Source organism: Agrobacterium sp. ST15.13.013, assembly GCF_027956525.1.
In the GTDB taxonomy this organism is placed as follows: domain Bacteria; phylum Pseudomonadota; class Alphaproteobacteria; order Rhizobiales; family Rhizobiaceae; genus Agrobacterium; species Agrobacterium salinitolerans.
The window spans coordinates 60,419-83,300 of record NZ_JAQKGP010000002.1 but is presented as its reverse complement, the minus strand read 5'-3'; the positions used below and the strand labels follow the sequence as shown (position 1 = coordinate 83,300).

Annotated in this window: 21 protein-coding genes; 9 read left to right on the top strand and 12 right to left on the bottom strand. The window is 58.3% G+C overall.

Annotation, left to right across the window (positions count from 1 at the left end; all coding sequences use genetic code 11):
• Positions 1-10: 10 nt before the first annotated feature.
• The 3 genes from PL597_RS02260 to PL597_RS02250 all read right to left on the bottom strand — a co-directional run bounded on the left by PL597_RS02260 (position 11) and on the right by PL597_RS02250 (position 2,657).
• Positions 11-925, bottom strand: coding sequence for a cation diffusion facilitator family transporter (locus tag PL597_RS02260; protein ID WP_137410786.1), 915 nt, complete (start codon positions 923-925; stop codon positions 11-13).
• 156 nt (positions 926-1,081) lie between these two features.
• A complete protein-coding gene (locus tag PL597_RS02255) occupies positions 1,082-1,483 on the bottom strand; it encodes a glyoxalase superfamily protein (RefSeq protein ID WP_191217491.1) in 402 nt (133 codons plus the stop codon).
• 67 nt (positions 1,484-1,550) lie between these two features.
• Positions 1,551-2,657 (bottom strand): branched-chain amino acid ABC transporter substrate-binding protein, encoded by a 1,107-nt coding sequence (locus tag PL597_RS02250; RefSeq protein ID WP_077981545.1) that lies wholly within the window; start codon positions 2,655-2,657, stop codon positions 1,551-1,553.
• A gap of 285 nt (positions 2,658-2,942) precedes the next feature.
• Here PL597_RS02250 and PL597_RS02245 point away from each other — a divergent pair, with 285 nt between their 5' ends.
• On the top strand, positions 2,943-4,118 hold the full coding sequence (locus PL597_RS02245) for a DUF3095 domain-containing protein (RefSeq protein ID WP_077981544.1): 1,176 nt from the start codon (positions 2,943-2,945) through the stop codon (positions 4,116-4,118).
• Positions 4,119-4,248: 130 nt separating this feature from the next.
• Here the strand turns inward: PL597_RS02245 and PL597_RS02240 are convergent, their stop codons facing one another.
• The 4 genes from PL597_RS02240 to PL597_RS02225 all read right to left on the bottom strand — a co-directional run bounded on the left by PL597_RS02240 (position 4,249) and on the right by PL597_RS02225 (position 8,196).
• On the bottom strand, positions 4,249-4,569 hold the full coding sequence (locus PL597_RS02240; protein ID WP_006314636.1) for an ArsR/SmtB family transcription factor: 321 nt from the start codon (positions 4,567-4,569) through the stop codon (positions 4,249-4,251).
• 543 nt (positions 4,570-5,112) lie between these two features.
• Positions 5,113-6,159, bottom strand: coding sequence for a choline ABC transporter ATP-binding protein (gene choV, locus PL597_RS02235; RefSeq protein WP_191217489.1), 1,047 nt, complete (start codon positions 6,157-6,159; stop codon positions 5,113-5,115).
• On the bottom strand, positions 6,156-7,007 hold the full coding sequence (gene choW / locus PL597_RS02230; RefSeq protein ID WP_077981628.1) for a choline ABC transporter permease subunit: 852 nt from the start codon (positions 7,005-7,007) through the stop codon (positions 6,156-6,158). The genes choV and choW overlap by 4 nt, the downstream gene beginning before the upstream one ends.
• 286 nt (positions 7,008-7,293) lie before the next feature.
• Complete coding sequence (locus tag PL597_RS02225; protein WP_416372218.1) at positions 7,294-8,196, bottom strand: choline ABC transporter substrate-binding protein; 903 nt, start codon at positions 8,194-8,196, stop codon at positions 7,294-7,296.
• Between the two features lie 56 nt (positions 8,197-8,252).
• Between PL597_RS02225 and PL597_RS02220 the strand changes: the two genes are divergently transcribed.
• The 4 genes from PL597_RS02220 (at position 8,253) to PL597_RS02205 (ending at position 11,121) form a co-directional block, all read left to right on the top strand.
• Complete coding sequence (locus tag PL597_RS02220) at positions 8,253-8,555, top strand: hypothetical protein (RefSeq protein ID WP_131829392.1); 303 nt, start codon at positions 8,253-8,255, stop codon at positions 8,553-8,555.
• A gap of 25 nt (positions 8,556-8,580) precedes the next feature.
• Positions 8,581-9,162: a thymidine kinase gene (locus PL597_RS02215; protein ID WP_077981541.1), complete on the top strand. Its 582-nt coding sequence runs from the start codon at positions 8,581-8,583 to the stop codon at positions 9,160-9,162.
• 113 nt (positions 9,163-9,275) lie between these two features.
• Positions 9,276-9,728, top strand: coding sequence for a pseudoazurin (locus PL597_RS02210; protein ID WP_077981540.1), 453 nt, complete (start codon positions 9,276-9,278; stop codon positions 9,726-9,728).
• 235 nt (positions 9,729-9,963) lie between these two features.
• Positions 9,964-11,121 carry a DUF2333 family protein gene (locus tag PL597_RS02205; protein WP_077981539.1) on the top strand — a complete coding sequence of 386 codons (1,158 nt, stop codon included), beginning with the start codon at positions 9,964-9,966 and terminating at the stop codon, positions 11,119-11,121.
• A 27-nt stretch (positions 11,122-11,148) separates the two neighbouring features.
• On the opposite strand, the gene PL597_RS02200 is transcribed toward PL597_RS02205, so the two are convergent.
• Complete coding sequence (locus PL597_RS02200; protein WP_271364516.1) at positions 11,149-11,865, bottom strand: helix-turn-helix transcriptional regulator; 717 nt, start codon at positions 11,863-11,865, stop codon at positions 11,149-11,151.
• Between the two features lie 93 nt (positions 11,866-11,958).
• The gene (locus tag PL597_RS02195; RefSeq protein WP_271364515.1) at positions 11,959-12,480 is read right to left on the bottom strand and encodes a TIGR00645 family protein; all 522 of its coding nucleotides are present in this window, start codon (positions 12,478-12,480) and stop codon (positions 11,959-11,961) included.
• A 342-nt stretch (positions 12,481-12,822) separates the two neighbouring features.
• Here PL597_RS02195 and PL597_RS02190 point away from each other — a divergent pair, with 342 nt between their 5' ends.
• Entirely contained in the window at positions 12,823-15,063 is a 2,241-nt protein-coding gene (locus PL597_RS02190; protein WP_271364514.1) for a TonB-dependent hemoglobin/transferrin/lactoferrin family receptor, read from the top strand.
• 56 nt (positions 15,064-15,119) lie between these two features.
• On the opposite strand, the gene PL597_RS02185 is transcribed toward PL597_RS02190, so the two are convergent.
• Entirely contained in the window at positions 15,120-16,043 is a 924-nt protein-coding gene (locus PL597_RS02185) for an extensin family protein (RefSeq protein WP_271364513.1), read from the bottom strand.
• Positions 16,044-16,378: 335 nt separating this feature from the next.
• Here PL597_RS02185 and PL597_RS02180 point away from each other — a divergent pair, with 335 nt between their 5' ends.
• Both PL597_RS02180 and PL597_RS02175 read left to right on the top strand, forming a co-directional pair.
• Complete coding sequence (locus PL597_RS02180; RefSeq protein WP_269825210.1) at positions 16,379-18,568, top strand: anthranilate synthase; 2,190 nt, start codon at positions 16,379-16,381, stop codon at positions 18,566-18,568.
• Positions 18,568-19,077: a GNAT family N-acetyltransferase gene (locus PL597_RS02175; protein WP_271364512.1), complete on the top strand. Its 510-nt coding sequence runs from the start codon at positions 18,568-18,570 to the stop codon at positions 19,075-19,077. Before PL597_RS02180 ends, PL597_RS02175 begins: the two co-directional genes overlap by 1 nt.
• On the opposite strand, the gene PL597_RS02170 is transcribed toward PL597_RS02175, so the two are convergent.
• Positions 19,074-20,021 (bottom strand): HD-GYP domain-containing protein, encoded by a 948-nt coding sequence (locus PL597_RS02170; protein WP_271364511.1) that lies wholly within the window; start codon positions 20,019-20,021, stop codon positions 19,074-19,076. The genes PL597_RS02175 and PL597_RS02170 overlap by 4 nt on opposite strands.
• A 271-nt stretch (positions 20,022-20,292) precedes the next feature.
• On the opposite strand from PL597_RS02170, the gene ade reads away from it, so the two are divergent.
• Positions 20,293-21,987, top strand: a complete 1,695-nt coding sequence (ade, locus tag PL597_RS02165; RefSeq protein ID WP_271364510.1) for an adenine deaminase — start codon at positions 20,293-20,295, stop codon at positions 21,985-21,987.
• A 65-nt stretch (positions 21,988-22,052) separates the two neighbouring features.
• Here ade and PL597_RS02160 read toward each other — a convergent pair whose 3' ends face one another.
• Positions 22,053-22,604, bottom strand: a complete 552-nt coding sequence (locus PL597_RS02160) for a hypothetical protein (protein ID WP_271364509.1) — start codon at positions 22,602-22,604, stop codon at positions 22,053-22,055.
• Between the last annotated feature and the right edge of the window lie 278 nt (positions 22,605-22,882).

Genomic DNA, 22,882 nt, shown 5'->3' with positions numbered 1-22,882 from the left:
CTCCTGTTTTTCAAACAATCACTTTGACGCCATGCGCCTTTTCGCCCTCAGGCTCGACGTGAATGGCAAGGCTGGCGCCCGGTATGACGTCCCTTATGGCATCTTCAAGGCGGTCGCAAATATCATGCGCCTCCCGCACCGTCATGACAGCAGGGACCACGACGTGAAAATCGATGAAGGCGGCCGAGCCGGCGCGACGTGTCCGCAGATCGTGTACGCCAATCACACCGCCGGAATGTTCGGCGATGGCCTTCTTGATCGCCTCGTCCTCTTCCGGCTCCACGGCCCGATCCATCAGCCCGCCAAGCGAATGCAGAATGACCTTCGATCCCTGGAACAGGATGTTTATGGCCACCAGAATGGCAAGCAGCGGATCGAGAATGGCGTAGCCCGTCAGCAATGCAAGGACAAGGCCGACGAGAACACCCGCCGAGGTAACGACATCCGACATGATGTGGTGGCCATCGGCCGCAAGCGCGGGTGAGGAATGTTTTTTGCCGACGCGAATCAGGATTATCGCCCAGACAGCATTAACGATACCGGCCACGGCATTGATCGCAAGACCAAGCACCGGCGCTTCCGGCAATCTCGGATTGAACAGAGCGCCCCAGGCCTCCTGCACGATCAGGAGCGCGGCAACGACGATGAGTACACCCTCCACGACCGCGGAAATATATTCCGCTTTATGGTGGCCGAACTGGTGGTCGTCATCGGCCGGCTTCTGCGCATAGCGAATGACGAAATAGGCGATGAAGGCCGCGACCACGTTCACGGTCGATTCCAGACCGTCCGATAAAAGCGCGACCGAGCCCGTGACCCACCAGGCCACGAGCTTCAGGCCAAGGACGCCGAAAGAAAGCGGGATGCCCCAGAATGCGAGCTTGCGAACCAGCGCCCCGCCCGGCATATTGCCTTCATTGTTCATTTTCTGCCCCCGTGCGGATGCGAACGAATTGCATCATCAAGTGCCAAAACGCACGAACCGCGCGCACGGGGTCTCCGTGCGCGCGGTTCGCTATTTGCGCGTTCTATCCTTCAAACGGAGAACAAGGTCAAGGGCCTTGAGCCCTCGTCCAAAACGTCATGCTTCGCTTTTTTGCTCGCAGAAACGAATGCGGTTGCCAAACGGATCGGTCACTTCCATCACATCGCCCCATGGCAGTTCTTCAACGCCCGGCTTCATGAAGCGATAGTCCTTCGCCGCCAGTTCCTGTTGATAGGCGTGAACGCCGTGCATGGTGACGAAGATGTTGGAACCCGGCGTCGCATCCCCATGATGGCCGCTGAGGTGAAGCCCCATTCCGGCTCGTGAAACCTGCATATAGAGCGGGAAATTTTCGCCGAATCGGTGTTCCCAATCGACCCCGAAACCGAGAAACTCGACATAGAACTCCCGCGCCTTGGCCTCGTCGAAGATCCGGACAATCGGGAACGTCCGTCCGAAGCCGATGTCTCCAAAAATCTGTTTCCCGGCGTCGCCCATGCTGCCTTGACCCATTTTCGGCCGCAAAAATGAAACCGGCCGCACAGGTGCGGCCGGTAGGATCAGCTTATTCGGCTGCGACGATCTTGCCGTCCTGCCACTTGAAAAGCGAGAAGGCTTGCGAGGTCAGGTCGCCGTTTTCGCCGTAGGTCACCTTGCCGATTGCGGTCGGGAAAGCATCACCGCTTTTCAGGGCCGTGGCGACGGCTTCGGAATCCTTGGCGCTTCCGGCCTTCTCGATGCCGGCCTTCAGCACTTCAACAGCGGCATAGGCGTTGAGCGTGAAGGCTTCCGCCGGAATGTTGGCGGCCTTCAGCGCTTCGGCAGCGGCCTTGGAATCGTCGTTCTTCAGCGCGTCGGAAGCGTTGGTGAAGATCGTGCCTTCGCCAGCCTGCGAGCCGATGTTCCAGAACTCGCTGTTCGACAAGCCGTCACCGCCGATAACGGCAGCCTTGGAGCCGATATCCTTCAGCTGACGCACCAGAAGACCCGCTTCCGGATGGTAACCGCCGAAATAGACGATGTCGACATTGTCGGACTTCAGACGGGCCGTCAGCGCGCCGAGATCCTTTTCGCCGGGCGTCAGCGCGTCGTAGAGCACTTCGGTCACGCCGCCGGCGTTCAGCGTGGTCTTGAAGGCGTCTGCCAGACCTTTGCCGTAAGCGCCCTTGTCGTGAATGATGGCGATCTTCTTGTCCTTGAGGTTGGCGAGAACATATTTCGCCGCAACCTCGGCCTGCTGGTCGTCACGACCGCAGGTGCGGAAAACGTTGGAAAGGCCGCGGTTGGTCAGGCCCGGCGCGGTCGCCGTCGGCGTCACCATCAGCACGCCGTTTTCGGCAAAGACATCCGATGCCGGAATGGCGACGCCGGACGTCACAGGACCGACGACGAAGTGGATGCCCTCGGCAACAAGCTGGTTGGCCGCGGAAACGCCCTGCTTCGGCTCACCGCCGTCATCGGCAAGCTTCAGCACGACCTGTTCGCCGAGGATGCCGCCCTTCTTGTTGATTTCATTGACTGCCGTCTGGGCGCCGTTCTTAACCTGGTCGCCATAGGCGGCGACAGGACCGGTGAGCGGCGCAATCAGGCCGATGACGATCTCGGCATGAGCAAGGGGTGCGAATGCGAAGGACGCTGCAAGCGTCACGCTGGTCAATGTCTTCAGTTTCATCCTGGTGTCTCCTTAAAGGGGGTCGCGGGACCCGGTGAGCGCCATGGGCGCCGACCGAATGAAACTATCGGACGCCTCCCGGCGAAAACTCGTTCCATTTTTGAATTCCGAGCCTTCCACTCAACTCATACGGAAGGTTTGATGATTTATGCAAGTCACCTTTGCTGGATTAGCTCTATTAGCGGTAAATCAATCGCCGGATCGACCGTGATTGCGCCATCGGAAAGGACGCATCGGCTTTCCGTAAACGCTTGGCGTTTGGTCGCCGCTGGAGGATAATACGCCATGATCGCAGCAGATGAAGAATTTCTGACGGGCCTGCCCGTCTTCCGGCATTTTGAAGATGTGGCCGACCCGACGCTTTATCGCGCCCTGCCGCCGGGATGGGGGCTGGCCATCGCCGATATCGTCGATTCGACTTCGGCCATCGGCACCGGCCGCTACAAGGCCGTCAATATGGCGGGTGCGGCGGTCATATCAGGCGTATCGAACAGTCTCGGGCGTCACGACCTGCCTTTCGTTTTCGGCGGCGATGGCGCCGCCGTCACGGTGCCGCCCCAGGGGCTGCCTGTCGCACGAACGGCACTTTCGAATGTGCAGCGTTGGGTAAAGGACGATCTCGATCTTGCCATGCGCGTGGCGCTGGTTCCCATCGAGGATATTCGTGAAAATGGCTTCGATATTCGCGTCGCGCGCTTTCAGGCAAGCGAGGATGTTTCCTACGCCATGTTCTCAGGTGGCGGCAACAGCTGGGCGGAAGCGCGGATGAAGGACGGGCAATATGCCCTGCCCGCCGCGGAAACGGGCGAACGCCCCGATCTCACCGGTCTTTCCTGCCGCTGGAACCCCATTCCGGCAACCCACGGCAAGGTGGTGTCGATTATCGCCGTGCCGGGACCGTCGCGGGACATGCCGGCATTCCGTCAGCTGGTCATCGATCTCGTTGATCTCGCCGAGCAGGATGCAAGACACGGCCACCCCGTGCCGGAGGATGGGCCGAAACTCGGTTTCGTGCGCGAGGGTCTTAGCCTCGAAGCCCGGGCCGGCGCTGCCTATCACGATGCCTGGGGCAGGATGCGCCGCTCGTTTCGCATCCTGGGTGAAAGCTTCCTCGTCAATCTCCTCGGTTTGACCAAACTGTCGCTTGGACGATTTAATGCGGATCGTTACAGACGCTCGGTCGCCAGCAACACCGATTTCAGGAAATTCGACGACGGTCTGAAGATGACCGTTGATATCGACGCCGCCCGACTCGAAAATATCCGCGCGCGGCTGGAACAGGGGCGCCTGTCGGGAAGCTGTTATTACGGCCTGCACGAACAGGATGCCGCATTGATGACCTGTATTGTTCCATCTCCGCTTTCGAGAGACCACATGCATTTCGTGGATGGCGCCGACGGCGGATATGCCGCTGCAGCAACCCGCCTCAAACAACAGATACAAACGGCTGCGCCGGTATGAAAACCGCGCTAATACGCAGCCCCGATCCCTGTGCCGGATGCAGCCGCGGGAAGGCCGCTGAAAAGAAAAACCGGCGTCGTGCGCCGGTTTCAATTGGGTGATGCTGCCGGGCCTTAACAGGACCTTGGGATCAAGCCGCAGTCTTGCTGCTTTTCTGCGCCTGGCAGTAGATGTCCTCGAGTGAAGCAAGGATCTTCTTCACGGATTCGGAGTTGCTGGAGTAATAGATGGTCTGCGCATCCCGTCGTGTCTTCACCAGTCGCTGCGCACGCAATTTCGACAAATGCTGCGAGAGAGCGGACTGACTGAGGCCAACCTGAGAAGCGAGAACACCAACAGGCACTTCCGTATCCACCAGCGTGCACAAGATCATCAGGCGCTTTGGGTTCGCCATCGCTGAGAGCAAGTCTGCAGCGGCGATGCTGTGTTCCGACAGAGATTGATTATCCATACGCTCAAGTCTCCTGATGACAGTCCGAGAGACGGTCATGGTGGCAATAATAGGTGTTCTAAAGGTGTTTTTATAATTCGGTCGATACGTTGTATATACCTAAATCTTGCTTATATCGCGCCCCTTCCAAAGACTATTCTTGACCGATTATTTACTTAATAAATTGTGATTAATTTATCGGCGTTTCGCCTGATTTTATGAAAAATATAATAAAATTATGTATTAGAAATAGCATCCATAAGAAATAATAGATTAAAAATTGAGCACTTCAATACCAACGCTCGATGCCGGATTTTGACGCCACAATCTATTACCACCTTAAATTTAATAGCGAACCAAAGAATCTAGATTAACATTGCGCAATTTTCGCCGAATTTGCAATATGATTTTTATTAGTAATTATTTTAATGCATAACTTGTGAGGTCAAAAAATATTCTTTGCTGCCGTGGGAAGGTATAATTTGCGCCGCAGAGACCTCCCGGAAAAGACGAAGGGCCCTCCACGACGGAAGACCCTTTCTTTTTTGGGGGAGAGGCGAATCGCTATTTCTTGCGGTGACGCGTCAGCCCCGCCACAACTTCATCGGCGGAAATCGTGCCGACGATCGCACCATTGTCGACAACGCCGATCGCGCCGGAATGTTTTGACAGCGCATCGAGAATATCGATCAGCGGCGATGACGGACGGGCGGTGGCGGCGACTGCCATCTGTCCATTGCGTTCGTCCACGCCCCTTTTCATCACATCGGCGGCGGTCAGCATGGAGATCGGGTTCATGTTCTGCACAAAATCCGCGACATAGGGCGTGGCCGGCTGCTTGACGATCTGCTGCGGCGTTCCGCACTGGATGATGCGTCCGCCTTCCATCATGGCGATACGGTTACCGATGCGGAAGGCCTCGTCCAGATCGTGGCTGACGAAGAGAATCGTTTTCTTCAGCCGGCTCTGGAATTCCAGAAGTTCGTCCTGCAGGCGGCTTCTGATGAGGGGATCGAGCGCCGAGAACGGCTCGTCCATCAACAGGATCGGCGCGCCGGTGGCGAAGGCTCTCGCCAGACCCACGCGCTGCTGCATGCCGCCGGAAAGCTCGCCCACCTTGCGGTCGGCCCAGGCGGAAAGATTGACCAGTTCGAGCTGCTCGGCGACCATGCGCTTGCGCTCGGCTTCCGGCACGCCGGAAAGCTCAAGCCCGAAGCCGACATTGTCGGCCACATTGCGCCAGGGCAGCAGGCCGAATTGCTGGAAGACCATGGAGACCGTGTGCATGCGCAGGTCACGCAACGTTTTCGCAGGGCAGCGATAGGGATCGACATAACCCGAACTGGTCTTCACGCCGACATTGCCGCGCACCACGGGCGCAAGCCCGTTGACGGCCCGGAGCAGCGTAGATTTGCCGGATCCGGAAAGCCCCATGAGGACGAGAATCTCGCCTTCCTTGACGGACAGCGAGGCATTGGCGACACCGAGCACCAGCCCGGTTTCGGCATTGATCTCCTCACGCGTACTGCCCTTGTCGATCAGCGGCAAAGCAGCATCGGGCCGGTTGCCGAAAACGATATCGACATTTCCGAAGATGATAGCATCACTCATAGATCATCCTCCGCGCCGGGAAGTCGGAAAAGTCGGTCGAGAACGATCGCCAGTATGACGATGCACAATCCCGCTTCGAAGCCCATGGCTATATTGACGGTATTGAGCGCGCGCACCACCGGCACCCCCAGGCCATTGGCGCCCACAAGCGCGGAAATGACCACCATCGACAGCGACAGCATGATCGTCTGGGTGAGACCGGCCATGATCTGCGGCGCGGCGAAGGGAAGCTCCACCTTGCGCAGAACCTGCGATGGCGTGGCGCCAAAGGCGACGGCCGCCTCCACCAGCGCCGGCGGGGTCGAGACGATACCGAGACGGGTCAGCCGCACGGGAGCTGGAATGGCGAAGATGACGGTGGCGATGAGCCCCGGAACCATGCCGAGACCGAACAGCACCAGCGCCGGGATGAGATAAACGAAGGTGGGGATGGTTTGCATCAGGTCCAGCACCGGGCGCATACCGGCATAAATCCATTTGCGCCTTGCCGCCAATATGCCGAGCGGTATGCCGATGATCATGCACACGGTGCTGGCGGCGATGACAAGCGCCAGCGTCTCCGTCGTCGCCTTCCAGTAGCCAAGATTGATGATGAGCAGCAGGCCGAGCGCGGTGAAGACGGGCATGCCGACGGAGCGGCGCGTCCAGGCCGAAAGCGCCGTCAGGATCGCCACGATGATAAGCGGATGCGGCGCCTGCAACACATAAAGCAGGGCGTTGATGACACCTTGGAAAATGAAGGAAAGCCAATCGAAGAAAAAAGCGAGATTGCCGGTCAGCCAGTCGATGGCCTCCTTGGCATATCGGCCGACGGGCAGGCGGTTTTCAGAAGCGCTGAGCCATTCCACGGTAAGAAAAGACCTTTCGTGAACTAAAACAATTCCGGCAAAACTGCAGAGCGGTTTTGCCTCCGGAATTGCGCAGACAACAAAGAAATAGAGCATCGTCATCCCGTTTCACCGGGATTGCTCCAATGCAAAAATGACGGCCGGCAACAAAACTGCCGGACGCGGTGCTGGCGCATGACCTTCAATGTCTGAAAATTCACAGGCAAGGTCATGCATGGGCATCGTTATTTCCCGCTGATCCGGCCTGCCGCGCAGGCCGGATACAGTCATGCATCGTCCTTGCGGCTTAGAGGCCGAGAGCTTTCTTGGCGGCAGGCAGGGCATCAGCGCTGCCGTCCTTGGTCTTGACATTGGCGAGCCAGGGCTCGATCGCCGTCGGATTGGCCTTCAGCCAGGCGGTTGCAGCCGCCTCGCCCTCAAGGCCGTCATTCAGGATCTTGCCCATGATCTCGTTTTCCATGGGCAGGGAAAATTGCAGGTTCTTGAGGAAGGCGCCCACATTCGGGCATTCCTCGACGTAGCCCTTGCGGACATTGGTATGGATCGTCGCGCCACCGAGATTGGGGCCGAAGACATCGTCGCCGCCGGTCAGATAGGTCAGTTTGAAATTCGCATTCATGGGATGCGGTTCCCAGCCGAGGAAGACGATGGGCTCGCCGGATTTTTCAGCGCGGGCCACCTGGGAGAGCATACCCTGTTCGGACGACTCGACCACCTCGAACGACTTCAGACCGAAACTGTCCTTGGCCACCATGTCGAGAATCAGGCGATTGCCGTCATTGCCCGGCTCGATGCCATAGATCTTGCCGCCGAGTTCGGCGCTGTGGGTGGCGATGTCCTTGAAGTCCTTGATACCGAGTTCGGCGCCCTTGGCGTTGGTCGCCAGCGTGTATTTCGCGCCGGTCAGGTTTTCCCGTAGCGTCTCGACGGATTTGTCTTCGCGGTAAGGCGCGATATCGCCTTCCATGGTCGGCATCCAGTTGCCGAGGAAGACGTCGATGTCCTTGTTTTTCAGGGATGTGTAGGTGACGGGTACGGAGAGAAGCTTGACGTCAGTTTCATAGCCAAGGCTTTTCAGAAGCACGGTGGCGGTCGCCGTCGTGGCGGTGATGTCGGTCCAGCCGACATCGGAAAAGCGCACTGTGCCACAGCTTGCCGGTTCCGCAGCACCGGCCGCACTGAACGTCATGGAGGAGATTGCTGCGGCCAGGGCCAGACAGCGGCTTCTATTTGCAAACATATGGCTTGCTCCCTGTTTTTCGTTCCCTTGCCATTATCAATATCTGCCGGACACAATCAACTCGCGCGCATTTGCGTGCTTTGGCGCACCGTTTGCGACAAAATCGTGAAAATGTCGGTATTCAGCGGAGCAATGTCGAAAAAGGACAGACCGTAGAAATCTGTGTTTTTCACATAGCCATACTTTTCAACCCGCCTCTTCGCCGTCAAAAGACGCTGAATGCAGCATCGGCTGGAAATCCGGGACCGATTGTGAAACACGGTGTGCCGATTGATGAGGCCGGAGCATTCAAACGCACGTCGGAATGATGAAAAGGTGCTCCTGGAGTGGATAATGGCAAAACTCTATTTCAATTATTCGACGATGAATGCCGGCAAATCGACCATGCTGCTGCAGGCCTCCTATAATTATCAGGAGCGCGGCATGCGCACGCTGATTTTCACCGCTGCCTTTGACGACCGGGCCGGCGTCGGCCGTGTTGCTTCGCGCATCGGTCTGTCCTCCGACGCCCTGACCTTCGATGACAAAACCGACCTGTTCGCCGAGGTATCGGCCCTCACCGCCGAAGCGCCGGTCGCCTGCGTTTTTGTCGATGAAGCCAACTTTCTCTCCGAACACCATGTCTGGCAGCTTGCCGACATTGTCGACAGGCTGAACATCCCGGTCATGACCTACGGCCTGCGCACGGACTTTCAGGGCAAGCTCTTCCCCGCCTCGAAAGAACTGCTCGCCATTGCCGACGAGCTTCGCGAAATCCGCACCATCTGCCATTGCGGCCGCAAGGCGACGATGGTGGCCCGCTTCGACAGTGAAGGAAAGGTCGTGACGGAAGGCGCGCAGATCGATGTCGGCGGCAACGAGAAATATGTTTCCTTCTGCCGCCGCCACTGGGTGGAGACGTTTAAGGGCGAGTGAACATCTGCGTCCGGTTGCCGCATTTGATTTTCCGCAAAGATGGCCGCCCTGCTCCCGGGCTAAGACGACGGCGACACATTCGCGTGGATGTGCTTTCTCTCAGGAGCAAAACTATGCAGAACAGAACTGCCAAATTCGCCGGCCTTGCCATTCTCGCAGGTCTTTTCGCCTTTCCCGCCCTTGCTGCCGAAATCGAAGTGAAGATGCTCAACAAGGGCAGCGACGGCCAGGCGATGGTCTTCGAACCCGCAACCGTCAAGGCCGCCGTCGGCGACATCATCACCTTCGTCCCGGTCGACAAGGGCCATGATGCGGCCGCCGTGAAGGACATGATCCCCGAGGGCGTCGCAGACTTCAAGGGCAAGATGAACGAGACGGTGAAGGTGATCGTCGAGAAGGAAGGCGCCTACGTCGTCAAATGCACACCGCATCTCGGCATGGGCATGATCGCCCTTGTCGTCGTCGGCGATGCGGCGCCGGCCAATCTTGACGCCGTCAAGAACGGCAAACTGCCGAAAAAGGCGCGCGACCGCCTGAATGACGAGATCGCCAAGCTCGGCCTCTAACCACATATGCCTTCGGTTCCGCGGCGGCTGTTCCACAATCCGTGTGAAAAGCCATGACGGCCGGCGCGGACCGCAGGTTGAGAAAAGTTTCGCAATCATGTTGTATCCCGGTTGACCGGGACATATCTGGAAGACAGTAAATGACCGCGGTTGACAGGCAACGCCAAAGGCACCCTGCCGAACCGCGGATTTTTCTTGCCGCATCCGGCCCACGGGCAGAGGAGACGATGACGACATGATAGACCGGATCACCGCTTTGATTCAGGCAGGTTTCAGCGCCATCGGCAAGGCTGCCGGTCTTCTCGTCGCATGGCTGTTATGGCCCTTCATGGCCGCGCATGGCTGGTACAGCGGTCGCAACTGGCTCATCAAGGGCCCGATTGCTCTGATCGTCATCCTGCTGGCCGGTTTCTACGGATATTTTGTCTGGCAGACGCAGGTCTGGACGAATTTCGATCCGGATTACATTTCCCGTTACAAACTTGCCGAACGCACCGTGCCCCCCGGACAGGAATTGCCGGCCGTAACCCCTGCTGCCGCCGCCGGCGCAACCGGTGTAGCCGCAAACACATCCGCGCCGGTCTGCCAGCGTTCGGCCATCGTTGACGCGGCCGCCGACCTTACCGATTTCAACGTCAACCAGAACGCATGGATTTCCTCCATGCTGCTCTATCGCCTCGGCCTCTTCGGCATGGACTGGGACAGCACGCCGTTTCTGGACAACAAGGCGTCTTTCCAGCGCGGCGTAAACCAGGCCGTGCGCCGCACCTCGGTGGAACTGGTGGATACGCTCGGCCGCGTGCGCGGAACCTCCGGCATCAACAACAATCTCCAGGAAGCACGCGGGAACATGCAGTTCAGCGAATATTCCTGGTATTTCGGCCTCGATCCCTTCGGCCCGAAGACGCCGACCCCCAGCTATTACCGCGCCGCCATCCGCAGCTTCCAGGCCTTCAACGGCGAACTCACGGCCTGCAAGGCGGTTTTTGACACCCGCGCCGACAACCTGATCCAGTTCATCGACCGTATCGCCGGCGACATCGGTTCGACTTCGGCGATCCTTCGCGAACGTTCGGAAAACTATAATGGCGGCTGGTTCGATACCCGCGCCGATGACCGCTTCTGGTTCGCCTATGGCCAGCTTTACGGTTATTACGGCGTGCTTTCCGCGGCCGGATCGGACTTCGCGCAGGTCATCCGCGAGCGCAACCTGACCAACCTGTGGAACGACACGCTGTCGCAGACCCGCGCAGCTCTGCGCATACAGCCGGCGATCATTTCCAATGGTGAGGAAAGCGGCTGGATCATGCCCTCGCACCTCGCCACCATGGGATTTTACGTCCTGCGGGTTCGCTCGAACCTCGTCGAACTTCGCTCTGTTCTCGACCGGTAATAGGAAAGCCGGTCCGTTGCGGCCGGCTTATTCTATCAGCCGCAAACGGATGGTCTTGGCCACCAGCTGTGTGCGATTGACGCAGTCGAGCTTGCGCATGGCATTGTTCATGTAAGTATTGACGGTGTGCTCCGAGATGGAGAGAAGCTCGGCAATCTCCACGGAGGTCTTCCCCTGCGCCGTCCAGCGAACCACATCGAGCTCCCGCTTCGTCAAAGGCGACGGCCCTTTCGAAGCGACGCGGCAAAGGCGGTCATAGGTTTCCAGCGCATGCAGCGCGATCATGCAAAGTTCGTTCAGAGACGCCTGCGGCAGGGTATCGCGATCGCCCGCGAAATTCATCAGATGCCGGTTTCCGGACATGCCGTTCACCGGCACCATGAGACCGGAAGTAATGCCCATGCTGCCGACCGAATCTACCGCTTCCACCAGCGACCCGCAGGCCATTTCCGGGTCTTCCAGCGACCAATATTGCGGCAACATCGACGAGGCACCACGCTTGATGACCGGACAGTCTCCAAGCGCACAATCCTTGGTCATCGCATTCACGACCCAGACCGGCAGGCTGCTTTCAACAACCACCGGCAAAGCAAAACCGTTCGGTCCGCCGGGTAACTTCAAGAGGGTGACATGGGCATAGCCAAATGCGTGCATCACCTCCTGTAGCGCCTCCAGCCACTGGAATTTATCGGCGGCGGCCGACAGATCCCGGCACAGTCTGGCCTGACGCTCCGTCTTCACCATTCACGCACCGCCGCCATGCCGGACTGGCCGGAGCGAAGAACAGGTGAGCGGTTCAAACGGGGGGCGACCTTCATGACGAGCCGACCAGATGACCTAAAGCGCCGGCTTTTCGGATTTGCCTTTCGGCTTGGCCATCAGTTTTTCCAGAAAACCGAGCATGACCGCCGAGACGACAAAAGCCAGATGAATGATGGTGAACCACATCAACTTGCTGTCCGAATATTGACTGGCGTTGAGGAAGATTTGCAGCAGGTGGATCGACGAGATCGCCACGATCGACGACGCGACCTTGATCTTCAGGCTGCCGGAATCGAGCTTGCCCAGAAAGGAAACCTCGGCATCGGCATCGTCGAAGCGACTGACGAAGTTCTCGTAACCGGAAATCATCACCATGACGATCAGGCTGGCGACCAGCGCCGCATCGATCAGACCCAGCATGGCGAGGATCATGTCCGCTTCGTCATAGGTGAAAACGTTCTTGGCAACTTTCAGAAACTTGAGCGCGAAGGAAAACGCATAAACCGCCAGCGCCGCGACGAGCCCGAGATAAAAAACGACGAGCAACCAGCGGCTGGAGAGGATGATCCGCTCAACGAGCAGTTCAAGAGACTTCATTTCCGTATCCGATTAATAGTCCATTTATTGTACCGCCATGTAAACTGGCTGCGTATATCCTAGCAAGCCGCCATGTCCGGACTTTGACCATACCGTGGCGTTTTCGCACCTATTCACCGATCGGGTCCGAGAACGGATAAGCGTCATATTTTTGCAACATGCCGTTATGCTTTAAAACATGATTTGAAAAGTCATATATAATATGTTGACAGTTATCATCATGTTTTTTAGTCCTCGCTTATCGGCTCGCCCGTAACAATCAAAACAGTTTCAGCCGCAGCGGCAAGCGCGGCGTGCCTTCGCACGCCGCGGCCCGTTCGCGCGCCTACCTGGGGGTAATTAATGTCCATTTCGCGCACGCATTCCGCGCTGCTTTTGTGCACTGCCATCTCTCTTCTGCCGCTTGCCGGCCCCGCCCTGGCACAGAATACCGCGTCGCAGGCGGACGGCGCCACCACGCTTGAAAGGATCGTCGTCAAGGGCAAGCGTGTCAAAAGCGTCAATGCCGCCGCTGACACGCCGCTGGCGAGCCAGACGACAGCGGAAGACATCCGCAAAAAAGACATCGGCAGCATCAAGGACCTCGGCAACAGCACGGAACCGGGCGTCGATTACGTCGATGCCAAGCCCGGCCGGCCCGGCGGCCTGTTCATTCGCGGCCTCGGCGGCGCGCGTGTCGTCACCTTGATCGACAATATTCCCGTTCCCTTCTTCGAAAACTTCGCCCGGCAGGGTCAGGCCACGACCACCCTCAGCAATACGAATTCGAGCTTCGATTTTTCCTCGCTCTCGACGGTCGATGTGGTGCGCGGTGCAGATTCCAGCCGTATCGGCTCCGGTGCTCTCGGCGGCGCGCTGGTGCTGCGCACGCTCGAGCCGGAAGACCTGATCGGCGAAGGCAAGGACTGGGGCGGTGTGGCAAAGACCACCTATGACAGCGAAGACAGAAGCGTGGGCGGATCGCTCGCTGTCGCCAAGAAGATCGAGAATACGTCAGTTCTGTTCCAGGGCTCCTACAAGCGCGGCAACGAGACAGACAACAAGGGCACGGCCGATATCTACGGAACACGCCGCACCAAGCCAAACCCCGCCGACACCTACGAAAGCAACCTGATGTTCAAGATCCGGCAGGATCTGGAGGGCGGTCACAGCATCGGGCTGACGGCCGAGCGTTATTCGCTGAGAAACCGTAGCGACATGAAGACGCTGCAGGGCGTGAGCGTTTCAGGCTCGACCTACCGGATCGGCGACTACCGGGGCTACGAGGATACGGAGCGTAATCGCGTATCGCTCGATTACGAATACGAAGCGCCTTCGACCGACGGCGTGATCGATGCCGCCAATCTTTCGCTCTACTGGACGCGTCTTTCCAAGGAGTCCGGCGCCGGCGACCGCCTGACCAACAATTCGCTCTACATCCGCGAAGACAGCATGCGCAACAGCGCATTCGGCATCGTCGGCGGCCTTGAATCCGGCTTCGAGCTTGGCGGTGTGCAGCACACGGTCCGTTTCGGTGGCAACGCCATGACGACCGATTTCAGCCAGGAACTTTACGCCAACACAGCCGGCGTGACCTCTTCGTCCCAGTCCGACATGCCTGACGTGAGCGGCAAGAGCCTCGGCCTTTATCTCGATGACGAAATCGCCTTCGGCAATGGCTTCCGCCTGACCCCCGGCCTGCGCTTCGATTCCTATGACTACGACCCGGACGGCTCGGTTTCGAGCAACAGCGGCTACAGAACGTTTGGCCTGCCGACCGGCAATAGCGGCTCGCGCTTCTCGCCGAAGCTTCTCGCGACCTATGACGTCACGCCGGAACTGCAACTCTTCGCCCAATGGTCGATGGCCTATCGCGCCCCAACGATTAACGAACTCTACCTGAACTTCTCCAACGTCAGCTCCGGTTACGCGGTGGTCGGCAATTCCGCCCTCAATCCCGAGACCAGCAACGGTTTCGAAATCGGCGCGAACTACGCCTCCGGCGACCTGACGGGAAGCCTGACGCTATTCCACAACAAGTACAAAAACTTCATCGAGCAGTACACGACCTCGACGACGCTCTTCCCCGGCTTCGGTGGCAGGGGCAACGGCTCGCTCTTCACCTATCGCAACCGTAACAACGTCGAAATATCAGGTGTCGAAGCCAAGGTCCGCAAGGATCTCGCAAACGGCTTCTTCGCCCATGCTTCGCTCGCTTACGCCTATGGCAAGGACACCGACACCAACGAATTCATTCGCACGGTCGCGCCCTTCAAATCCGTCGTCGGCATCGGCTACGAGCAGGACGTCTGTGGCACGGAACTGACCGGTGTCTTCTCCTCCGGCATGCGTGACGACAGGGTGGCCAACACCTTCGACGCCCCCGGCTACGGCGTCTTCAACCTGACCGGCTGGTGGGAACCGGAACAGACCAAGGGCCTGCGTATCCAGGCCGGCATCTACAATCTGTTCGACAGGAAATACTGGAATGCCGTCGGTGTTCGCGACGTGAACCCGAATTCCGTCAGCACCGTCAACCAGCCGGTGGACTTCTATACCGAAGCTGGACGCACCTTCAAAATCTCTCTGACCCAGAAATTCTAAAACCGCGCAGAAACATCATCTCCAGTCGGGGCGGCCTTCGGGTCGCCCCTTTTTTGTCAGCGGCAATAGAGATAGCCGCCTTTTCGCTCCAGCACGTCGAGATGCAGGTGATCCTGATGGGTGGCGTCGCTGCCGGGCGAAAGAACCGTGCGGAAGAATAGGCAGGCGGCGGCGGTAATCGTGCGCTGGAAAGCGCCTTCCGGCGTCCCGTCCTCGCCGCGCGGCTTCATCACCAGCGGCTCGCCCTTGTCAAAGGCGATGGTGGAAATATCGACGGCATTGCCCTTGGCATGTTCGGAAATCTTGCCGTTTTCCGCGCTGTTGCGGTTGCGGCAGATATAGGTCGAGGCATTGGCGATAGACCTCACCTTTTTTTCCGGCATTGCCAGAGCCGCCGCCGGCAGCATCATCTCCTTTGTCCAGCGGGAAAGCGCGAGCGCGGTTTCGCAGCGCATGGTCCCCGATGGCTCCAGCTTGATACCGGGCAAAACCACGGAAAGCTCGACAGGCGCTTCGATGCCGCAGCCCTGCTCCACATCGCGGATCGGCTCAAGCTGTTTGAATTCAGCGCCGATCTCCTTCAACGCGCCAAGGCATGCCTGAAGCGCGGCCGAATCTTCCGGCCTCACCGGCTCGGGCGGCTTCTCTTCCGGTTTTGCGGCGTCACCATCCGGTTTCCGTTGTTCGCCCTCCTCTTTGCCCTCACCCGCCTTGTTCTCCACGCCTTTCTTGCTGTCATCGGGCCCCTTGTCTTCCGGCGTCATGCCGTCATCCGGTTTCCGCTCTTCCGGGACCTGCGGCTTCGGGGCCGGTTTCGGCGCTTCCGCCGGGCTTTGCGGCGGCTCGTCCGATGGCTTTTCCGAGGGAGTGGCAGGTTGCCCCTCACCCGGTTTCGGTTGCGGCACCGGCACCTGCGCCGGCGGTTCAGAGGCGGAAATGAATGCGAGGGTGGTTACCAGAAGACAGACGCGATGAAGCATTTTATGGGGCACTCCTGACCGTTTCGGCAGAAGTGCAACGCGGCGGCGACGGGTAAGGTTCATTCCGCCTCTAAATCCGCTTGCCAAGGCGGATCGTGCACGCTAACAATTTTCCCATGAACATCGTGTCTAAGAACATTGCTAACTGGTGGTGGAGCAGCTTTTTGCGGCCTTGACCAGTCATGTCTTCAGACAAAGTCCAAGCCGCCCGAATTTTCAGGCGGCTTTTTTGTTATTTTGCCGCCTGTCATCGGGCTTGAACAACAGACAGCATGCGCGCAAAAGTGCCTGGCGGTTTTGCGACAACGACATGCGACAAAATGAGTGCAAGAGAAATGGTAACGATCATTCAGGATGACGGAGCGGAAACCTACGAGACGAAAGGCGGCATCAAGGTCAGCCGAAAGCGTCGGCCCGCCGATTACGCCAGCGCCATCGATAATTATATCGAAAAGCTCGATTCCCATCGCGGCGCGGTTTTTTCGTCCAACTATGAATATCCAGGCCGTTACACCCGCTGGGATACAGCCATTATCGATCCGCCGCTCGGCATTTCCTGTTTCGGCCGCAAGATGTGGATCGAGGCCTATAATGGCCGCGGCGAAGTGCTGCTCGATTTCATCACGGAAAAGCTGAAGACAACGCCCGACCTTACCCTCGGCGCCGCCTCGACCCGCCGCCTTGATCTCACCGTCAACGAACCGGACCGCGTTTTCACCGAAGAAGAACGCTCGAAAATCCCGACCGTCTTCACCGCACTGCGCGCCATCGTCGACCTCTTTTATTCGAATGCGGATTCGGCCATCGGCCTGTTCGGCGCCTTCGGTTACGATCTCGCCTTCCAGTTCGACGCGATCAAGCTGTCGCTGGCGCGGCCGGAAGATCAGCGCGACATGGTGCTGTTTCTGCCGGACGAAATCCTCGTCGTTGACCACTATTCCGCCAAGGCCTGGATCGACCGCTACGATTTCGAAAAAGGCGGCGTGACGACGGACGGCAAGTCCTCCGACATCACACCCGATCCGTTCAAGACCACCGATACCATCCCGCCCAAGGGCGATCACCGTCCGGGCGAATATTCTGAACTGGTCGTGAAGGCCAAGGAAAGCTTCCGCCGCGGCGACCTGTTCGAGGTCGTGCCCGGACAGAAGTTCATGGAGCGCTGCGAAAGCAATCCGTCGGCGATTTCTCGTCGTCTGAAGGCGATCAACCCCTCGCCCTATTCCTTCTTCATCAATCTCGGCCATCAGGAATATCTGGTCGGCGCTTCGCCGGAAATGTTTGTGCGCGTCTCCGGTCGCCGCATCGAGACCTGCCCGATATCAGGCACCATCAAGCGCGGTGACGACCCGATTGCCGACAGCGAGCAGATCCTGAAGCTGCTCAATTCGAAGAAGGACGAATCCGAACTCACCATGTGCTCGGATGTTGACCGTAACGACAAGAGCCGCGTCTGCGAGCCGGGCTCGGTTAAGGTCATCGGCCGCCGCCAGATCGAGATGTATTCGCGCCTCATCCACACGGTGGACCACATTGAAGGCCGCCTGCGTGACGATATGGACGCCTTTGACGGCTTCCTCAGCCACGCCTGGGCCGTCACCGTCACCGGTGCGCCGAAACTCTGGGCCATGCGCTTCATCGAAGGCCATGAAAAGAGCCCGCGCGCCTGGTATGGCGGCGCAATCGGCATGGTCGGCTTCAACGGCGACATGAATACGGGGCTCACGCTACGCACCATCCGCATCAAGGACGGCATCGCCGAGGTGCGCGCCGGCGCGACGCTGCTCAACGATTCCAATCCGCAGGAAGAAGAAGCCGAAACCGAACTGAAGGCGTCGGCCATGATATCGGCCATTCGCGATGCAAAAGGCGCCAACTCCGCCGCCACCAAGCGCGACGCCGCCAAGGTGGGCACCGGCGTGAAGATCCTGCTCGTCGACCACGAAGACAGTTTCGTGCATACGCTGGCGAATTATTTCCGCCAGACGGGTGCCACGGTCTCGACCGTCAGATCACCGGTCGCAGCCGACGTGTTCGATCGCTTCCAGCCCGATCTCGTCGTGCTCTCTCCCGGACCGGGCAGCCCGACGGATTTCGACTGCAAGGCGACGATCAAAGCCGCCCGCGCCCGTGACCTGCCGATCTTCGGCGTCTGCCTGGGTCTTCAGGCACTGGCGGAAGCCTATGGCGGCGAGCTGCGCCAGCTGGCCGTGCCGATGCACGGCAAGCCCTCACGCATCCGTGTACTTGAGCCCGGCCTCGTCTTCTCCGGTCTCGGCAAGGAAGTGACCGTCGGCCGTTATCACTCGATCTTCGCCGACCCCTCCACCCTTCCGCGTGATTTCATCATCACCGCGGAAAGCGAGGATGGCACGATCATGGGCATAGAACACGCCAAGGAACCGGTGGCCGCCGTTCAGTTCCACCCGGAATCGATCATGACGCTCGGCCAGGACGCCGGCATGCGCATGATCGAAAACGTCGTGGTGCATCTGACCCGCAAGGCGAAGACGAAAGCGGCGTGATGGCTGCTGGCGACGCCATCAGCATCGAACCCATCCGGGCAGAGCACGTTGAAAGCTTTCACCGTGCTCTGGATGCGGTATCGCGCGAGCGGAAATATCTGAGCTTCCTGGAGGCGCCGCCGCTCGATTCGGTCCGCGCCTTCGTTCTCGACATGATCGAAAACGACCATCCGCAATTCGTGGCGATTGCGGATGGCGAAGTGATTGGCTGGTGCGATATCCGCCGCCAGGACAGAGCGACCCGCGCCCATTGCGGCACGCTCGGCATGGGTATCCTGCCTGCCTATCGGGACAAGGGACTGGGTGGACGACTGATGCGGCGGACGCTCGATGCCGCCCGCGAATTCGGGCTGCATCGTGTCGAACTGAGCGTGCATGCGGACAACGCGAGAGCCATTGCACTTTATAAAAAGATCGGCTTTGTGCATGAAGGCCGGGCCCGCGATGCCGTTCTGATCGACGGGCGTTACATCGACAGCCTCAATATGGCGATCATCTTCGGCAACTAACCCCTCGGCAGCGAGGCGGAAATGCACAGCGCGAATTTCTTCAGCAGCTGCATGTCGAAATGCCCTTCCCGCCGCAGCATCCAAGTTAACGCATCATTCGCAGTCCACGGCTTCTTGTAGGGCCTGACCGAGGTGATGGCGTCATAGACGTCGCAAATCGCCGCGATACGCGCATAGAGGCTGATCTGGCTGCCCGCACGGCCGCTCGGATAACCGCCGCCATCCATCCGCTCATGATGATTGAAACAGACATCGAGCAGCATCTCCGGCATCTGCGCGTTGCGCGACAATATATCTCGGCCGAATGCGGGGTGGAGATTGATGATTTGCCGCTCGCTGGCGCTCAACCCTTCCGCCTTGTTGAGGATCGATGAAGGAATTTCCACCTTGCCGATATCATGTAGCAACCCGCTGATACCGAGCAGATTGACAGTTGCCCTGTCGAGCCCGAGATAATTACCGAAAAGGATCATCAGCCCGCTGACGGAGACGGAGTGCACAAACGTCGTTTCGTCTTTGGATTTCAATCGGGTGACCCCGATGAAAATCGCCGGGTTCGACTGCACGGCGTCGGAAATCCTACCCGCTGCCGTCGCCATGCTTGTCAACGAGACACCGCCACCGGTTTCCGCAACCGCAAAGGTTTCCGCAACCGCATCGGCTGCCAAACGCACGGCATGGCTGATCACAGCGGTGGTCTCTGGGGAACTGTCCGTTTTCATTGTCGCCGGTCCGCCAACACCCAAACTTACTTCGACATCGTTTCCCCTGGCGGTATTGATGACGATGCTTTCCGCGCCGCTCGCTTTCAGCTGGCGCACCCCATCCTCATGCCGCAGGAGAAAGCGATGTCGTTGCATAATCTGCCGGTTCGACGCCGTTCCCTCGACCGCCTCGATAAACATGCCAACAGTTAATTGCCGGGTGGAAATTCGCTTCAACATCAGACGCTTTTATTTTCCTCCCCGGGAATGTTAACGTGGCCCGCTATTGATAAAGGCCGACATAAACCAGCCTCCAGATGGACAAATATAAGCCCGTTAAAATATTCAAGTATGCAACACTAAACACAACATAGCACAAATATGAAAATTATTTACTCAGGATATATTTAAAATACGAAGAATCAATACGAAGACACCAAGAAACAACCCACGAATGTAAATACTGAAAATTCTCGCATATGACGCAAACCAGAAGTCGAAGAAGAGCCGCATGAATTCGAAACTTGAAACGCGCATCGATCAGGGTACGGGCCGCGAACCGGCAGATATGGTTCTCAAAGGCGGGCGATTCTTCGACCTGGTGACCGGGGAACTTGTTGCTTCGGACATTGCCATTTGCGGTGATACTGTCGTTGGCACATGTGGAGACTACAAGGGTCGGCGGGAAATCGATATTTCCGGCAAAATCATCGTTCCCGGCTTCATCGATACGCATCTCCATATCGAATCGTCGCTCGTTACACCGCATGAATTCGACCGCTGCGTTTTACCCTATGGCGTTACCACCGCCATTTGCGACCCGCATGAGATTGCCAATGTTCTGGGCGTTGAGGGGCTTCAGTTCTTCCTCGACAGCGCCATGGAAACCATCATGGACATCCGGGTGCAGCTCTCCTCCTGCGTGCCCGCCACCCACCTTGAAACCGCTGGCGCCGATCTGCCCATCGAAAAACTGCTACCGTTCCGAAATCATCCGAAGGTCATCGGGCTTGCCGAATTCATGAATTTTCCGGGCGTCATCCACAAGGACCCGGTGTGCATGGCAAAGCTGGAGGCCTTTCAGGGCCAGCATATCGATGGGCATGCGCCGCTTCTCTCCGGCACGGCACTGAACGGCTATCTCGCCGCCGGCATCCGCACTGAACATGAATGCACGAGCGCGGCTGAGGCGTTGGAGAAAATCCGCAAGGGCATGCATATTCTGGTGCGCGAAGGCTCGGTCTCGAAGGACCTGCACGCCCTGATGCCGATCATCACCGAGCGCCTCTCGCCCTATCTGGCGCTCTGCACAGATGACCGCAACCCGCTCGATATCGCCGAACAGGGCCATCTCGACTATATGATCCGCACGGCGATCGCCAGCGGCGTGGAACCGCTCGCCATCTACCGCGCCGCCTCGATTTCCGCCGCAAAAGCCTTTGGCCTGCGCGACCGCGGCCTTGTCGCACCGGGGTGGCGCGCCGATCTCGTGGTCATCGACAGCCTGCAGAATTGCAAGGCCAGCATGGTGCTTTCCGGCGGCAGGATCGTCGATGACGCGCTGTTTGCCACCCGCAAACCGGTCGCACCCGTCGGCCTTGACAGCGTCAAGGCAAGGCCCGTGCTCGCCTCGCATTTCGGCGTGCCGGTCACAGAGGGCGAAAGCCCCGTCATGGGCGTGCTTCCCGGCAAGATCATTACCGAACACCGCCGCTACAAGCTGCCAACGGACGGCAACCAGACCACCGTCGATCTTGAAAACGACATCATCAAGGTCGCCGTCATCGAACGCCACGGCAAGAACGGCAATCACGCCAATGGCTTCGTTCAGGGCTTCGGCCTGAAAAAGGGCGCCATCGCCTCCACCGTCGGCCATGACAGCCACAATATCTGCGTTGTCGGCGTCAGCGAAGACGACATGGCGCTGGCCGCCAACCGGCTCGGCGAAATCAAGGGCGGCTTCGTGGTGGTGGAAGACGGCCGGGTGACGGGCGAGATCGCTTTGCCCGTCGCCGGGTTGATGAGCCTAGAACCCTACGAGACCGTTCGAGATACGCTGCACACGCTCAGAAAAGCAGCCTATGCGCTCGGCACGACACTGGAAGAACCTTTCCTGCAGGTCGCCTTCCTGCCCCTGCCCGTCATCCCGCATCTGAAGATTTCCGATATGGGTATGGTGGATGTGGACAGGTTTGCGCTGATCTGACGGAGGCTTGCCGACCGGAGCAGCGGAAAACGCTCAATTCGCGCTTTGAGGCTGCTAGAGCGGCCTCATGCTTTCGCTTCCGAAGGCCAGGTGACGTAATAATATTTGCCCGCGACCCTGCCAAAATAGGCGTGTTTTCCTGTCGCATTGTCGACATAGCTGCCGCTTCCATCCCTGGAAAGCGCGCCGTCTTCGCTGCGCTTCAGCTGCGTATTGAGAAAATCCACCCAGTTGGTCTTGGTAATGTCAGTGGCTGTCGTCGGCTTGGCGTTTTTCTGGTTCGGATCCCACGCATGGATCGTTTTGCCCTGAGTGGGGTTCGAAACCTGCAAGGCCCCACGCTCGAGAGCACTCATCATCGACCGGGCGCGCAGATATTGCGCCGGATCGTCCCCCGCCAGGGAAAGCTTGGCCCTCAGATTCCGCATGAAGTCGGGCGATGCGATATAGTCGGCTGACGAGGTTTTGGGGGCTGGTTTCGGTGTTGATGCGCCGGCTGCCGATTGTCCGGAGAGAAAGACCTCTCGGATGGATGGAGGCGCGGCCTTAGCTTTGGCGCGCGACGAGGTGGAATTCGCGGTATTGGGCTGATTGAAATTCTTGATTGAAACGGACATGACAATCCCTGCTTCACCTTATGGGTGGAGACCGAAAAATCTGTAGGCTTCAACGATTAATACTGGAAGCTTGCATAAGGCTCGCCAAAAGCGAAGTAAATCTGAAAAAATTTCCACTCAATAGCTATCATCACGAATATAAATAAGTTTTAATTATGAAATAATTAAAATTTAAGAGATTGTAGAATTCATAAATACTTAAATATTACTATTCACCGCCCCAAGACGCGATCATGGTGCCGCATTTGATCGTCAGAACGCACCCGCAATGTCTGATA

What these genes read in the sequence shown, in the direction of transcription:
- PL597_RS02260 (WP_137410786.1), bottom strand. Translation starts at nt 925, where the DNA reads ATGAACAATGAAGGCAATATGCCGGGCGGGGCGCTGGTTCGCAAGCTC.
- PL597_RS02255 (WP_191217491.1), bottom strand. Translation starts at nt 1,483, where the DNA reads ATGGGCGACGCCGGGAAACAGATTTTTGGAGACATCGGCTTCGGACGG.
- PL597_RS02250 (WP_077981545.1), bottom strand. Translation starts at nt 2,657, where the DNA reads ATGAAACTGAAGACATTGACCAGCGTGACGCTTGCAGCGTCCTTCGCA.
- PL597_RS02245 (WP_077981544.1), top strand. Translation starts at nt 2,943, where the DNA reads ATGATCGCAGCAGATGAAGAATTTCTGACGGGCCTGCCCGTCTTCCGG.
- PL597_RS02240 (WP_006314636.1), bottom strand. Translation starts at nt 4,569, where the DNA reads ATGGATAATCAATCTCTGTCGGAACACAGCATCGCCGCTGCAGACTTG.
- choV (WP_191217489.1), bottom strand. Translation starts at nt 6,159, where the DNA reads ATGAGTGATGCTATCATCTTCGGAAATGTCGATATCGTTTTCGGCAAC.
- PL597_RS02225 (WP_416372218.1), bottom strand. Translation starts at nt 8,196, where the DNA reads ATGACGTTCAGTGCGGCCGGTGCTGCGGAACCGGCAAGCTGTGGCACA.
- PL597_RS02215 (WP_077981541.1), top strand. Translation starts at nt 8,581, where the DNA reads ATGGCAAAACTCTATTTCAATTATTCGACGATGAATGCCGGCAAATCG.
- PL597_RS02210 (WP_077981540.1), top strand. Translation starts at nt 9,276, where the DNA reads ATGCAGAACAGAACTGCCAAATTCGCCGGCCTTGCCATTCTCGCAGGT.
- PL597_RS02205 (WP_077981539.1), top strand. Translation starts at nt 9,964, where the DNA reads ATGATAGACCGGATCACCGCTTTGATTCAGGCAGGTTTCAGCGCCATC.
- PL597_RS02200 (WP_271364516.1), bottom strand. Translation starts at nt 11,865, where the DNA reads ATGGTGAAGACGGAGCGTCAGGCCAGACTGTGCCGGGATCTGTCGGCC.
- PL597_RS02195 (WP_271364515.1), bottom strand. Translation starts at nt 12,480, where the DNA reads ATGAAGTCTCTTGAACTGCTCGTTGAGCGGATCATCCTCTCCAGCCGC.
- PL597_RS02190 (WP_271364514.1), top strand. Translation starts at nt 12,823, where the DNA reads ATGTCCATTTCGCGCACGCATTCCGCGCTGCTTTTGTGCACTGCCATC.
- PL597_RS02185 (WP_271364513.1), bottom strand. Translation starts at nt 16,043, where the DNA reads ATGCTTCATCGCGTCTGTCTTCTGGTAACCACCCTCGCATTCATTTCC.
- PL597_RS02180 (WP_269825210.1), top strand. Translation starts at nt 16,379, where the DNA reads ATGGTAACGATCATTCAGGATGACGGAGCGGAAACCTACGAGACGAAA.
- PL597_RS02175 (WP_271364512.1), top strand. Translation starts at nt 18,568, where the DNA reads ATGGCTGCTGGCGACGCCATCAGCATCGAACCCATCCGGGCAGAGCAC.
- PL597_RS02170 (WP_271364511.1), bottom strand. Translation starts at nt 20,021, where the DNA reads ATGTTGAAGCGAATTTCCACCCGGCAATTAACTGTTGGCATGTTTATC.
- ade (WP_271364510.1), top strand. Translation starts at nt 20,293, where the DNA reads ATGAATTCGAAACTTGAAACGCGCATCGATCAGGGTACGGGCCGCGAA.
- PL597_RS02160 (WP_271364509.1), bottom strand. Translation starts at nt 22,604, where the DNA reads ATGTCCGTTTCAATCAAGAATTTCAATCAGCCCAATACCGCGAATTCC.